The 14507-nt window shown below is 57.9% G+C and carries 7 protein-coding genes; 5 read left to right on the forward strand and 2 right to left on the reverse strand.

Translation table 11 applies throughout. The annotated features are described in order from the left end of the window. Positions 1 to 359: 359 nt before the first annotated feature. A complete protein-coding gene (locus ABD937_RS07635) occupies positions 360 to 1313 on the reverse strand; it encodes a ComEA family DNA-binding protein (protein WP_345254803.1) in 954 nt (317 codons plus the stop codon). A 332-nt stretch (positions 1314 to 1645) separates the two neighbouring features. Between ABD937_RS07635 and rpoB the strand changes: the two genes are divergently transcribed. After that, positions 1646 to 5452, forward strand: a complete 3807-nt coding sequence (gene rpoB, locus ABD937_RS07640) for a DNA-directed RNA polymerase subunit beta (protein ID WP_345254804.1) — start codon at positions 1646 to 1648, stop codon at positions 5450 to 5452. A gap of 151 nt (positions 5453 to 5603) precedes the next feature. Then, entirely contained in the window at positions 5604 to 9896 is a 4293-nt protein-coding gene (rpoC, locus tag ABD937_RS07645) for a DNA-directed RNA polymerase subunit beta' (RefSeq protein WP_345254805.1), read from the forward strand. A 609-nt stretch (positions 9897 to 10505) separates the two neighbouring features. Here rpoC and ABD937_RS07650 read toward each other — a convergent pair. Beyond that, on the reverse strand, positions 10506 to 10769 hold the full coding sequence (locus tag ABD937_RS07650) for a GlsB/YeaQ/YmgE family stress response membrane protein (RefSeq protein ID WP_345254806.1): 264 nt from the start codon (positions 10767 to 10769) through the stop codon (positions 10506 to 10508). 125 nt (positions 10770 to 10894) lie between these two features. Here ABD937_RS07650 and ABD937_RS07655 point away from each other — a divergent pair, with 125 nt between their 5' ends. The 3 genes from ABD937_RS07655 (at position 10895) to ABD937_RS07665 (ending at position 14294) form a co-directional block, all read left to right on the forward strand. Then, the gene (locus ABD937_RS07655; RefSeq protein ID WP_345254807.1) at positions 10895 to 11503 is read left to right on the forward strand and encodes an OmpH/Skp family outer membrane protein; all 609 of its coding nucleotides are present in this window, start codon (positions 10895 to 10897) and stop codon (positions 11501 to 11503) included. Between the two features lie 330 nt (positions 11504 to 11833). Continuing rightward, entirely contained in the window at positions 11834 to 13300 is a 1467-nt protein-coding gene (locus tag ABD937_RS07660; RefSeq protein WP_345254808.1) for an APC family permease, read from the forward strand. Positions 13301 to 13304: 4 nt separating this feature from the next. Continuing rightward, a complete protein-coding gene (locus tag ABD937_RS07665; RefSeq protein WP_345254809.1) occupies positions 13305 to 14294 on the forward strand; it encodes a bifunctional heptose 7-phosphate kinase/heptose 1-phosphate adenyltransferase in 990 nt (329 codons plus the stop codon). Positions 14295 to 14507: the final 213 nt, after the last annotated feature.

The following is a 14507-nucleotide window of genomic DNA, read 5'->3' on the forward strand; positions in this document are numbered from 1 at the left end:
TATCTATGTGAAACTGTTGTAAACCAATCATTTAAGTTTACAGAAGTACGGTTTTAGTGTGTTGATGTGGAAAAGCTGAGCTGAAGATGGCCCTCGAGTCGTGCCTCCAGACCGATTCGATTTCTGGAGCGACGATAAGTCAATTTAAAGTTTTGAAATACATACACTAAAAAATGAAGTCAACAAGGGCTTGCCATGCTATATTTTTATAATCAATTAGTGCTTTTAATTGCTGATAAACAGTTAATTAGATGTCTTGTATGACCTTTTGACAGAATAGACCATTTTTCACTGCATTATTTGGGCCAATTTAAAATTGAGTGAATTGCTTTAAAGAGTTTATATATTGATGCTTATGATTAAAAAATCGAAAGGTATGGACGGACTCTTTTCAGTGTGGAATCGGACATGAGGTCGAGGTTTTTCAGGTCATCTACTGACTGGTACGGTCCATGCCGTTCCCGGTATTCGATGATCAATTTCGCAAGGCTCCACCGGATGTAGGGATGCGCGCGCAGTTCTTCCCTGGTGGCGCTGTTCAAATTAAATTTTTGAACACCCGTTGTTCCAGTAAAAATTAAATACGGGCGTATTTTTCGAAAGGTGCTGTCGGGTAGCCCCCATACCTCCCCCACCTGGTCGATGGAGACGAAGCCTCCGAGCCGGTTCCTGTACCTGAGGATCCGACCTGTCAAAGTGGCACCGATTCCGGGTAGGGCTGCCCAGTCCGCGGAGTCGGCCTCATTGATCCGGACGGTTGCCACCGGTCGCTTCGGTCGATCCGGAGCCGGAGGGGCGGTTGCAGGTGGGCCGGCCGAGACGTAGTCAGGCCGCTCTTCGGGTTCTATCTGAATATGGGTAGCCACCCGCTCGTAGAACCCGAGAGGGAGGGCCCGGAACTTCTGGAGATCTTCGGGCTTCCGGAAGCGGCCTCCCTTCTCGCGGTATTTCAGGATCGACCGGGCGGCCCGGTCCGACAATCCGAGTCGTTGCCAGCCGGCAGCGTCCAGCCGGTTCGGGTCGAAGAGGAAAGGAGGAGGGTAGGATCGGTGCGCTGCCGGACCGGTTCCGTAGCCGGCGGCGCCGGGCCCGTAGGCGGGGGCGGGGTCATTGGCCCCGGCCGGAGTGCCGGCCCGCGAATCCGGAGGCATATTATATAGCAGGCTGTCTGCGACTACTGTCATCTGGCGGGGCGGGGCAACAAGGCGCGGTAAGCAGTAAAGGAAACCGAACAGCAGCACGAAGCCGGCTGCCGCGATGCGGTCCTTCCGGGAGAAGGAGAGATAACCGGTCTGGGCTCTTGAAGGCTTCATGAGCCAAACCTACCCCGGCCGGGAGGGGGCACCATGTGAAAAAGACCAGGAATCAGCGTGATTTTTCCGGCACCGGCTGGTGAAAAGACGGGACCTGATAGGTCAATCTCACAAAATAGTCAAAAAAAATTTGGGGCACATTGTTTGAGGAGGGCAAAAACTTGTTCGCAACGGTAATTTTCTTACTTTTGCCCTCCTTAAGTTTTGGCCAAAAACATTTTGACGTCGGTAATTCTACCTTAATTCATTGGATATCAGCGCTTTTTTCTTTTCTAAGAAGAGGGCATGGTAGCCTATTGCCGCGTCTGAAACATTAAACCGGTTTTTTACATATGCCAGCAACTACAACGAATGAACGGATCAATTTCGGAAAGATCGGCAAGCTTGCGGATACTCCCGATCTTCTTGCCGTTCAGATCCAGTCGTTCAAAGAGTTCTTCCAGTTAGAGACCACGCCGGACAAGCGCAACGTAGAAGGCCTGTTCCGTGTGTTCAAAGAGAATTTCCCGATCACGGATACGCGTAACATCTTCGTCCTGGAGTTCCTGGACTACTTTATTGACCCCCCGCGCTATACCATCGAAGAGTGTATGGAACGTGGCCTCACCTACGCCGTTCCCCTTAAGGCGAAGCTCCGCCTCTCCTGTAACGACGAGGAGCACATCGACTTCCAGACCATCGTCCAGGACGTGTTCCTGGGGAACATCCCCTATATGACCCCCCGCGGCACCTTCGTGATCAACGGAGCCGAGCGCGTGGTAGTGTCGCAGCTGCACCGCTCCCCCGGCGTATTCTTCGGCCAGTCGGTGCACCCCAACGGCACGAAGATCTATTCCGCCCGCGTGATCCCCTTCAAGGGCGCCTGGATGGAATTCGCCACCGACATCAACAACGTGATGTATGCCTACATCGACCGTAAGAAGAAGTTCCCGGTAACGACCCTTCTGCGCTCGATCGGCTTCGAGACCGATAAGGACATCCTCGAGCTCTTCGGCATGGCCGACGAGGTAAAGGGTGATAAGAAATCCCTCGCCAAGTACGAAGGCCGCCGCCTGGCTGCCCGCGTGCTCCGCTCCTGGGTAGAAGACTTCGTGGACGAGGACACCGGTGAAGTGGTGTCCATCGAGCGGAACGAGGTGATCCTCGAGCGCGACTCGATCCTCGACCAGGAAGCCATCGACACCATCTCCGACATGGACATCAAATCGGTGTTCGTACAGAAGGAAGATGTGGGCGGTGACTACGCTATTATCTATAATACCCTCAACAAGGATACTTCGAACTCCGAGCTCGAGGCCGTGCAGGTGATCTATCGCCAGCTCCGCGGCGCCGACGCTCCGGACAACGAGACCGCCCGCGGTATCATCGACAAGCTGTTCTTCTCCGACAAGCGCTACGACCTCGGCGAAGTGGGCCGCTACAAGATCAACCGCAAGCTCGGTCTCAACTCCGCGATGGAGCAGAAGACCCTGACGAAGGAAGACATCATCGAGATCATCAAGTACCTCGTGCGCCTCACCAACGGCAAGGCGGAGATCGACGACATCGATCACCTGTCGAACCGCCGCGTGCGTACCGTGGGTGAGCAGCTCTACGCCCAGTTCGGTGTTGGCCTCGCCCGTATGGCCCGTACCATCCGCGAGCGGATGAACGTGCGCGACAATGAAGTGTTCACCCCGGTGGACCTCATCAACGCCCGTACGCTGAGCTCCGTGATCAACTCGTTCTTCGGTACCTCGCAGCTGTCGCAGTTCCTCGACCAGACGAACCCGCTCTCCGAGATCACGCACAAGCGTCGTATCTCCGCACTCGGACCCGGTGGTCTGAGCCGTGAGCGCGCCGGCTTCGAAGTCCGTGACGTACACTACTCCCACTACGGTCGCCTGTGTACGATCGAAACCCCGGAAGGTCCGAACATCGGTCTTATCTCGACCCTTTGCGTACACGCGAAGATCAACGAGATGGGCTTTATCGAGACGCCCTACCGCAAGGTGGAGAACGGCAAGGTGAACATGAAGGAACTGACCTTCCTGAGCGCCGAAGAAGAAGATACCGCCAAGATCGCCCAGGCCAACGTACCGCTCGACAAGAACGGCGCGTTCGCTGAAGAGCGGATTGTTTCGCGTGAGACGGGTGACTTCCCGATCCTCGACCGCGCGGAAGTACAATATATGGACGTGGCTCCCAACCAGATCGTGGGCCTCTCCGCCTCCCTCATCCCGTTCTTGGAGCACGATGACGCCAACCGTGCACTCATGGGATCGAACATGCAGCGCCAGGCAGTACCCCTGCTCCGCCCCGACGTGCCCACGGTAGGTACCGGCCTCGAAGGCCGTGCCGCCCGCGACGCGCGTATCCAGATCCACGCCGAAGGCGAGGGTGTGGTGGAGTTCGTGGATGCCAACGAGATCCACGTGCGCTACAACCGCAACGAAGGCCAGCGCCTCGTTTCGTTCGAGGAGGACCTCAAGATCTACCGCCTCACCAAGTTCATCAAAACGAACCAGGAGACCTCCATCAACCTGAAGCCCGCCGTGAAGAAAGGCCAGAAGGTGAAGGAGGGCGACTTCCTCACTGAAGGCTACGCCACCAAAGACGGCGAGCTGGCCCTCGGCAAGAACCTGAAAGTGGCCTTCATGCCCTGGAAGGGGTACAACTTCGAGGATGCCATCGTGATCTCCGAGCGCGTCGTAAAAGAAGACATGTTCACCTCGGTGCACATCTCCGAGTACGAGCTCGAAGTACGCGACACCAAGCTTGGTGAAGAGGAGCTGACCCCGGATATCCCGAACGTATCGGAAGAGGCCACCAAGGACCTCGACGAGCACGGTATCATCCGCATCGGCGCCCACATCAAGGAAGGCGACATCCTGATCGGTAAGATCACCCCCAAAGGTGAGTCGGACCCGACTCCCGAGGAGAAGCTCCTCCGCGCCATCTTCGGCGACAAGGCCGGTGACGCGAAAGACGCTTCGCTGAAGGCACCCAACGGTGTCGAAGGCGTGGTGATCGGCAAGAAGCTGTTCCAGCGTGCGAAGAAGGACAAGAACGCCAAGGTGCGCGAGAAGGCTGCGCTCGAGAAGCTCGAGAAAGTACACGAGAAGAACGAGAGCGACCTGAAGGAAGTGCTGATGGACAAGCTGCTGACCCTGCTGAAGGAGAAAGCCTCCGCCGGCGTGAGCAACAACTTCGGCGAGATGCAGATCGGCAAGGGCGCCAAGTTCACCCAGAAGAACCTCTCGGGACTGGACTACCAGAACATCAACCCGCTGGGCTGGACCGGTGACGCCGTGATCGACGAGCAGATCAACATCCTCCTGCACAACTACTCGATCAAGTACAACGAAGAGCTCGGTCGCTACAAGCGCGAGAAGTTCAATATCTCCATCGGTGACGAGCTGCCCGCGGGCGTGCTCAAGCTGGCCAAGGTCTACATCGCCGTGAAGCGTAAGCTGAAGGTGGGAGATAAGATGGCCGGTCGCCACGGTAACAAGGGCATCGTTGCCAAGATCGTACGCCACGAGGACATGCCGTTCCTCGAAGACGGTACGCCGGTCGACATCGTGCTGAACCCGCTGGGCGTACCCTCGCGTATGAACCTGGGCCAGATCTACGAGACCGTACTGGGCTGGGCTGGTGAGAAGCTCGGTATGCGCTTCGCCACGCCGATCTTCGACGGTGCTTCTACGGAGGACATCGCGCAGTACATCGAGCAGGCAGGCCTCCCGACCTTCGGGCACACCTACCTCTTCGACGGCGAGACCGGTGAGCGCTTCCACCAGAAGGCTACGGTGGGCATCATCTACGTGATCAAGCTGCACCACATGGTGGACGACAAGATGCACGCCCGCTCGATCGGACCCTACTCTCTCATCACGCAGCAGCCGCTCGGTGGTAAAGCCCAGTTCGGTGGTCAGCGTTTCGGTGAGATGGAGGTGTGGGCCCTCGAAGCCTACGGTGCGGCGAACATCCTGCAGGAGCTGCTCACGATCAAGTCGGATGACATCATCGGCCGCGCGAAGACCTACGAGGCGATCGTGAAGGGCGAGAACATCCCGCGTGCCGGCATCCCCGAATCGTTCAACGTACTCGTGCACGAACTGCGCGGCCTCGGTCTGGACCTGAACTTCCATGACTAGGCCCCCTGTCCCCCCAAGGGGGCACTTAGGTCGGAGTGACCTTCGAATGGAAACAGTTCTTTAGAAATATCATTCAGTGAGCCTCCGGTGCGAATGTGTCGCACCGGAGGCAAATCTGAAATCCAAGCTCTCAAATCTGAAATAGTCCACTATGGCTTTTAATAAAAAAGACAATCGTCCGAGACCCGTTTTCTCCAAGATCACGATCGGACTGGCCTCGCCCGACAGCATCCTCGAGAAGAGCTTCGGCGAGGTGCTCAAGCCGGAGACCATCAACTACCGTACGTACAAGCCCGAGCGCGATGGCCTGTTCTGTGAGCGCATCTTCGGACCCGTCAAGGATTACGAGTGCGCCTGCGGCAAGTACAAGCGCATCCGCTACAAGGGCATCGTGTGCGACCGCTGCGGCGTGGAAGTGACCGAGAAGAAGGTCCGCCGCGAGCGCATGGGCCACATCAAACTCGTGGTGCCCGTCGTGCATATCTGGTACTTCAAGTCGCTCCCCAACAAGATCGGCTACCTGCTCGGCATGAGCTCCAAGAAGCTCGAGAGCATCATCTACTACGAGCGCTTCGTGGTGATCCAGAGCGGCATCCGTGCCGACAAGGGTCAGAACTACGGCGACCTGCTCACGGAAGAGGAATACCTCGACATCCTCGACTCGATGCCGAAGGACAACCAGTACCTGCCCGATGAGGACCCCAACAAGTTCATCGCGAAGATGGGTGCCGAGGCCGTGCATGACCTGCTCGCCCGCATCGATCTCGACCAGCTCTCCTTCGACCTCCGCAACGCCGCCGCAACGGAAACGTCGCAGCAGCGTAAGGCCGACGCCCTCAAGCGCCTGTCGGTAGTGGAAAGCTTCCGCGATGCCCAGACCCGCATTTCCAACCGTCCCGAGTGGATGGTGATGCAATACATTCCCGTGATCCCGCCGGAACTGCGCCCGCTCGTTCCCCTGGACGGTGGCCGCTTCGCGTCGTCCGACCTGAACGACCTGTACCGCCGCGTGATCATCCGCAACAACCGCCTTAAGCGCCTGCTCGAGATCAAGGCGCCCGAGGTGATCCTGCGTAACGAAAAGCGGATGCTGCAGGAAGCCGTGGATAGCCTCTTCGACAACAGCCGTAAGTCCAACGCCGTGAAGGCCGAGGGCGGACGCGCGCTGAAGTCGCTCTCCGACGTGCTGAAAGGCAAGCAGGGCCGCTTCCGCCAGAACCTCCTCGGTAAGCGTGTCGACTATTCCGGCCGTTCGGTAATCGTAGTAGGACCCGAGCTGAAGATCCATGAGTGCGGTCTGCCGAAAGACATGGCCGCCGAGCTGTTCAAGCCGTTCATCATCCGCAAGCTCATCGAGCGCGGTATCGTGAAGACGGTGAAGAGCGCCCGCAAACTCGTTGACAAGAAGGAAGCCGTGATCTGGGACATCCTGGAGAACATCCTGAAAGGTCACCCGGTGATGCTCAACCGAGCCCCGACGCTGCACCGCCTCTCCATCCAGGCCTTCCAGCCGAAACTGGTAGAAGGCAAGGCCATCCAGCTGCACCCCCTCGTAACGACGGCCTTCAACGCCGACTTCGACGGTGACCAGATGGCCGTGCACGTGCCCCTGAGCAACGCCGCGATCCTCGAGGCGCAGCTGCTCATGCTGGCCGCCCACAACATCCTCAACCCCCAGAACGGTACGCCCATCACCCTGCCTTCGCAGGACATGGTACTCGGTCTGTATTATATCTCCAAAGGCAAGAAGTCGACCGACACCGAGAAAGTTCGCGGTGAAGGCAAGGCCTTCTACAGCCAGGAGGAAGTGATCATCGCCTACAACGAAAAGCAGATCGACCTGCACGCCCACATCCGCGTTCGTGCCAACGTGCGCGAGGAAGGCCAGATCGTGCGCAAGCTGATCGAAACGACCGTAGGCCGCGTCATCTTCAACCAGCACGTGCCCAAGGAAGTAGGCTTCGTGAACGCCCTGCTGACGAAGAAGAACCTCCGCGAGATCATCGGCGACATCATTCGCATCACGAACGTGCCGAAGACCGCCAAGTTCCTCGACGACATCAAGCAGCTCGGCTTCCGTACCGCCTTCCAGGGTGGTCTCTCCTTCTCGATCAACGACCTCATCATCCCGGACATCAAGGAAGAACTGGTGGCCAACGCGAAGGTGGAAGTGGACGAGGTGTGGGAGAACTACAACATGGGTCTCATCACCAACAACGAGCGCTACAACCAGACGGTTGACATCTGGTCGCGTGTGGATACCCGGATCACCGAAACCCTCATCCGCGAGCTCGCGGCCGACAAGCAGGGTTTCAACTCGGTATACATGATGCTCGATTCGGGCGCCCGTGGCTCGAAGCAGCAGATCAAGCAGCTCGCCGGTATCCGGGGACTGATGGCCAAGCCGCGTAAATCCGGCTCCACGGGCTCCGAGATCATCGAAAACCCGATCCTTTCCAACTTCAAGGGCGGCCTGAACGTACTTGACTACTTCATCTCCACCCACGGTGCCCGTAAGGGTCTGGCGGATACGGCCCTTAAGACGGCCGACGCCGGTTACCTGACGCGTCGTCTTGTAGACGTTGCCCAGGACGTGGTGGTGACCGAGGAGGATTGCGGCACCCTGCGCGGTATCGCTACCTCGGCCCTCAAGGACAACGAAGACGTGATCGAGCCGCTGGCCGACCGTATCGAAGGCCGTACCTCGCTGCACGACGTATTCGATCCCATCACCGACGACATCCTCGTGGGTGCGGGTGAAGAGATCACCTCTGACCTCGCCGAGAAGATCGAAGAGCGTGGTATCGAGACGGTAGAGATCCGCTCGGTGCTCACCTGCGAAGCGAAGCGCGGTACCTGTGTGAAGTGCTACGGCCGTAACCTCGCCACCGGCACGGTGGCCCAGCGCGGCGACGCGGTGGGTATCATCGCCGCCCAGTCGATCGGTGAACCCGGTACCCAGCTGACCCTCCGTACCTTCCACGTGGGTGGTGTGGCCGGTTCCGCCTCGGTAGAATCGACCCTCCTCGCCAAGTTCGACGGTACCATCCAGTTCGACGGCGTGCGCTCGGTAACGGTCACCAACAACGAAGGCGAAAAAGCCCAGGTCGTGATCGGCCGTACGGGTGAAGTACGTATCGTGGACGAGAAGAACGACCGCCTCCTCATTACCAACAACGTGCCCTACGGCGCCACCCTCAACATCAAGGATGGCCAGAAGATCAAGAAGGGCGATGTCATCTGTACCTGGGACCCCTTCAACAACGTGATCATCGCGGAAGTGAACGGTACCATCAAGTTCGAGAACATCATCGAAGGCGTTACCTACCGCGAAGAGTCGGACGAGCAGACCGGCCACCGCGAGAAGGTGGTTATCGAAACCCGTGATAAAACGAAGATCCCGTCCATCCTCGTGGGTGGTAAGGAGATCAAGTCCTATAACCTGCCCACTGGATCGCACATCGTGATCGACGACAACGAGGAAGTGAAGGCCGGCCAGGTGATCGTGAAGATCCCGCGCGTGCTCGGCAAGCTCCGTGACATCACCGGTGGTCTGCCCCGTGTAACGGAGCTCTTCGAAGCCCGTAACCCGAGCAACCCCGCCATCGTATCCGAGATCGACGGTGTGGTGACCATGGGTGCCGTAAAGCGCGGTAACCGCGAGATCATCATCGAAGCCAAGGACGGTGTGACCCGCAAATACCTCGTGCCCCTGACCCGCCAGATCCTGGCGCAGGACGGCGACTTCGTGAAAGCCGGCTCGCCGCTTTCCGATGGCCAGATCGCTCCGCAGGACATCCTCAACATCCAGGGTCCCTTCGCCGTACAGCAGTACGTAGTGAACGAGATCCAGGAAGTATACCGCCTCCAGGGTGTGAAGATCAACGACAAGCACATCGAGGTGATCGTTCGCCAGATGATGCGCAAGGTGTCGATCGTAGACCCGGGCGATACCAAGTTCCTTGAAGAGGACCTGGTGGACAAGTTCGAGTTCCTCGAGGAGAACGACTACATCTTCGACAAGAAGGTGGTAACGGAAGCCGGCGACTCTGTGAAGATGCGCCCCGGCCAGATCGTGAGCCTGCGTGAGCTGCGTGAGGAGAACTCCGCGCTCCGCCGCAACGACAAGACGCTGGTTGAGTTCCGTGACGCCAAGCCCGCCACTTCGTCGCCGACCCTGCTCGGTATCACGAAGGCCTCGCTGGGTGTGACGAGCTGGATCTCCGCCGCTTCGTTCCAGGAAACCACCAAGGTACTGTCTTCGGCCGCCATCCAGGGCAAGACCGACGACATGCTGGGCCTGAAGGAGAACGTGATCACGGGTCACCTCATCCCGGCCGGTACGGGTCTCCGCGACTTCGAGAACATGATCGTAGGCTCGAAGGAAGAGTATGAGCTCCTCCAGACGACCCGCGAGGCCATGTCCTTCGACGAGGAAGAGTAATCCTTCGGCAGGCTTAGGATGACAGATGTCATGGTGAGCCTTTCGAACCACGAAAAAAAAGTGAAGGCCGTCCCGAGGGACGGCCTTTTTTATTCGGATTGGCTCCGGCAGTCACCGGCTCATACGTTATCCGCCGCAAGCGGCTACTTTTTCGCAAAGCGGTGCGCGGGTTTCTCGCGGTGACGCAAAGTTGCGGTGCACGCGGAGAAATGCGAACTACGGGAGGCGGATCTCAGCTAAGCAAGCCCTCCGCTTTTCGGAGTCCTGCGGAACTCAATACAACGCCGCGTGTTTGAAGCAGAAAGAGGTAGGGCGAAAATCGAGAGGATGCACGGCGCTACTTTTTCCTGGCCTCAGGTATAACGTGTTCGATTACTATTTCTCGACAGCCGGTCAGGATCGCATTAACAGCATCCGACTTAACACAATCATCTCTGCGCTCGCTGCTTCTTTGCGTCTCCGCGTGAAACCCGCGTCAAATTTTAGGAAAAGCCAGGCGCTTGCGCCGGGAGTCCATTAGTAGTGGCCAAAGAAAAAGACGCAGATACATCCCGCCGCGAGGCGGAACGTAGTTGCGTCTTTCGATATGTTCGCGGCTATGCGTGCCCGTCAGACCCTGCGGTTGCGACCGGAGATCGCGCCCCAGATGATGAGGGCCAGGAAGGCACCGCCGGTAGCCACCAGAATGCTGTAGAGGTTGAAGCCGTTGACGGTGCCCCAGCCGAGCATCGTGGCGATCCAGCCGCCGAGCACGGCGCCGACGATGCCGATGATCATCGTTACGATACAGCCTTGCGGGTCGCGGCCGGGCTTCAGTGCCTTGGCAATGGCGCCGGCTACAAGACCGAGTAAGATCCAGGATAAAATGCCCATAAAATCGTCTTTAGTTAGCAGGGCTGAAGCAAATGCTGTACCCGCTGTTAATCGTTTGAAAAAAGTCCGCGCACGGCCGGGCAATCCCGGCATTTGCCCGTTATTTTGCACAAAATCGTGTCTGCATGAAAAATGGCCTGCTTGCCCTGAACGTGGTTTTACTGGTGGCCGTCGGTGTTTTGTTTTACCTGCATTTCTCCTCCCGGAAAGCGACTGAATCGCGCCCGGCCGTAGCCGCTGCCGTAAACCCCGGTTCTGCGCCCGCCGGCTCCTGCCGCATCGCTTATTTCGAAATGGACTCCATCGAGAGCGCGTATGCCATGGTGAAGGACGTGAAATCGGAGCTCGGCAAGAAGGAAGATGCCATGACCAATGAACTGTCGCGCCTTGAAAAGGACTACCGCAGCAAGGCTTCCGAATACCAGGCCCAGGCCGTGAACATGAACCAGACGCAGTCGGAGATGGCCCAGCGCGATATGCTCCAGCGCCAGCAGATCATCCAAAGCCGCGAGAGCCAGCTGAAGGCCGAGTACCAGGACCTGCAGATGCGCAAGCTCACCGACGTACGCAAGAAGATCGAGGATTTCCTGAGAGAGTATAACAAGAACGGCTCCTACAGCTATATCGTTTCCTACGAGCCCGGTCTCTTCTACTACCGCGATTCCGCTTTCAACATCACCGGCGACGTCATCAAAGGCCTCAACGAGCAGTATAAGGCCGCTGCGAAGAAATAAAGAGAATATCGAATATCGAACGAGGAATATCGAATGAAGAAGTTAGGGACCCCGCTTATTGCGGGGTCTTGTTTTTGACGCATCCGCGGCTACCCATTCCCAGCGCTTCGTAGGCAACTGTCGCATTCGCTCGGTGATCCCGGAGGGAAGGGAGGCGGATCGTCGGGTGCCCCAACTTTGCTGAACCCACCCGAACCTTTCTCATTATCCCATTACCCCATTACCCCTCCCTCGACAAGCTCGGGATGACAAAAAACCTTTTGTCAGGCTGAGCGAAGCCGAAGCCACCCCATTAGCACATTACTTCCTATCTTTCGCCAAATCATCACCATGGCGGAACTGCAGGTCGAACCCGTACACACGACCGTTCAAAAGGAAGAAACCGGATTCAAGCGCTCGCTTGGGCTGCTCGACGGCACCATGATCGTAGCCGGCTCCATGATCGGCTCGGGTATTTTCATCGTCAGCGCCGACATGCTCAAAGACCTCGGCTCGGCCGGATGGCTCATCGCCGCCTGGCTGATTACGGGCTTTATGACCCTTACGGCAGCGCTCAGCTATGGCGAGCTGTCGGCCATGTACCCGAAGGCCGGCGGCCAGTACGTGTACCTCCGCGAGGCCTATAACCCCTTTATCGGCTTCCTGTACGGCTGGAGCTTTTTCTCCGTGATCCAGACCGGCACCATCGCCGCCGTGGGCGTTGCCTTCGGCAAATTCCTCGGCTACCTCGTACCGGAGCTCGGCGACGGCAATATCCTGTTTGGATCTGCCGAAGGCTTCAAAATCACAGCTGCACAGGTGGTGGGGATCGCCCTCATTATCCTGCTCACCTATATCAACACAAAGGGCGTAAAAGGAGGGAAGCTGATCCAAACGACCTTCACGTCGGCCAAGCTGATCGCGCTGTTCGGCCTCATCGTCTTTGGGTTCCTGGCGGCCAAGTCGAACGTTTGGGACACTAACTGGACGGATGCCTGGACGATCAAGCAGCATGCTACCCGCACGGGCGGCACCGGCGACTCCTGGACGAACCTCTTCGGCATCACGGCCCTCGGTGCCATCGCTGCCGCCATGGTGGGCTCCATCTTCTCTTCCGATGCCTGGAACAACGTCACGTTCATTGCCGGCGAAATGAAGAACCCGCAGCGCAACATCGGCCTCAGCCTGTTCCTCGGCACGCTCATCGTAACGGTGATCTATGTATCCGCTAACCTGATGTACCTGTCGGTGCTTCCGGTGCAGGACCTCGCCTTCGCCAAGGACAACCGCGTGGCGCTTTCCGTATCCAACGAGGTATTCGGCTCCATCGGCACCGTCATTCTCGCCGTACTCATCATGGTATCGACCTTCGGCTGCAACAACGGCCTCATCCTCGCCGGCGCGCGCGTGTACTATACGATGGCCAAAGACGGGCTTTTCTTCCGTTCCACTGGCACGCTCAACCGCCACGCCGTGCCCGAATACGCCCTCTGGATCCAGTGCGCCATGGCGGCCCTGCTTTGCCTGAGCGGCCAGTACGGCAACCTGCTCGACATGGTTTCGTTTGTGGTGGTACTCTTCTACGTACTCACGATCGCCGGCATTTTCATTCTCCGCCGCAAGCGCCCGGATGCGCCGCGTCCGTACAAAGCCTTCGGCTACCCCTTCCTGCCGATGCTCTACATCCTGATGGGCACCGCGTTCTGCATCCTGCTGCTGATGTTCCAGGGGAAATATCCTTACTACGGACTGGGCATCGTGCTGATCGGGATTCCGATTTATTTCATTGCTTTGTCGCGGAAAAAAAGTGCCGCCTGACGCCATGCCGAATTACGTTGAACTCTTTCGTCGCTTTCCCTCGCTCAAGGTCGGGGTTGTGGGCGATGTGATGCTCGATACCTATATGTGGGGCCACGTGGAGCGGATCTCACCCGAAGCGCCCGTGCCCGTGGTATCGCTCGACAATAAGGAGTACCGCATCGGCGGGGCCGGCAACGTGGCGCTCAACCTGCATTCGCTCGGCGCCCAAAGCTTCGTGCTTTCGGTAACGGGCGATGACGAGGACGCCCTGCGCCTGCTGCAGCTCTTCGGCTCGCAGGGCATCAACACCGCCTACTGCATCCGCAGCCGCGACCGTATTACTACGAACAAGACCCGCATCATCTCGCGCAACCAGCAGATGATGCGTCTCGACTCCGAGATCACCCGAGACCTCAACCGCTCCGACGAAGACTCACTGGTAGATGCCTTCAAACGCTTCCTCAAGGAGGTGCGCCCCGATATGGTGGTGCTCGAGGACTACAACAAAGGTGTGCTTACGGAGGGCGTGATTCAACGCGTCATCGCCCTTTGCAAGGAGGCCGGCGTATTGACCGCGGTGGACCCGAAGCGCAAGAATTTCTTCGCGTACAAGGGCGTCGATATTTTCAAGCCCAACCTGAAGGAGGTAAAGGAAGCGCTCAACCTCATCACGGCCGACGCCGATAAACTGCAGCTGCAGAACATCCACTACGAGCTGTACCGGCACCTGAAGCATGGCATCTCGTTCATCACCCTGTCGGAAAAGGGTGTTTTCTACCAGCAGGGTGAAACTGCAGCACTGCTGCCCTCGCACCTCCGCAACATCGCCGATGTTTCGGGCGCGGGCGACACGGTGATCGCCGTGGCTGCGCTGGTATACGCCGCCACGCGCGACGTGCAGCAGATGGCGGCCATTGCCAACATCGCGGGCGGACTCGTGTGCGAAGTGGTAGGCACGGCTGCCATCGACGGCCGCGAGCTGCTGCGGGAGACGGAGCGGCTTTTAGGGTAAGTGAAAAAGCAAAATTCAAAAGTCAAAAATTCCTTGCGGGCTCGTCAGTCCGGCCCATCGCAACCGGAATCCTTCTGGACTCTCATTGCTTTCGTGCCATCCAGTGGCCATCTTATTGTCGCCATCGTCGCGTCGTCACGCGCTTTTGACTTTTGAATTTTGACTTTTGAATTGAATCTCCCGAACCGGTAAGAATATTGTACCTCCAGTCTG

It is taken from the genome of Flaviaestuariibacter amylovorans (assembly GCF_039541815.1).
GTDB classification, from domain to species: domain Bacteria; phylum Bacteroidota; class Bacteroidia; order Chitinophagales; family Chitinophagaceae; genus Flavisolibacter; species Flavisolibacter amylovorans.

Excerpts from the sequence above, each read along its gene's own strand:
- ABD937_RS07635 (WP_345254803.1), bottom strand. The coding sequence starts at position 1,313 with ATGAAGCCTTCAAGAGCCCAGACCGGTTATCTCTCCTTCTCCCGGAAG.
- rpoB (WP_345254804.1), top strand. The coding sequence starts at position 1,646 with ATGCCAGCAACTACAACGAATGAACGGATCAATTTCGGAAAGATCGGC.
- rpoC (WP_345254805.1), top strand. The coding sequence starts at position 5,604 with ATGGCTTTTAATAAAAAAGACAATCGTCCGAGACCCGTTTTCTCCAAG.
- ABD937_RS07650 (WP_345254806.1), bottom strand. The coding sequence starts at position 10,769 with ATGGGCATTTTATCCTGGATCTTACTCGGTCTTGTAGCCGGCGCCATT.
- ABD937_RS07655 (WP_345254807.1), top strand. The coding sequence starts at position 10,895 with ATGAAAAATGGCCTGCTTGCCCTGAACGTGGTTTTACTGGTGGCCGTC.
- ABD937_RS07660 (WP_345254808.1), top strand. The coding sequence starts at position 11,834 with ATGGCGGAACTGCAGGTCGAACCCGTACACACGACCGTTCAAAAGGAA.
- ABD937_RS07665 (WP_345254809.1), top strand. The coding sequence starts at position 13,305 with ATGCCGAATTACGTTGAACTCTTTCGTCGCTTTCCCTCGCTCAAGGTC.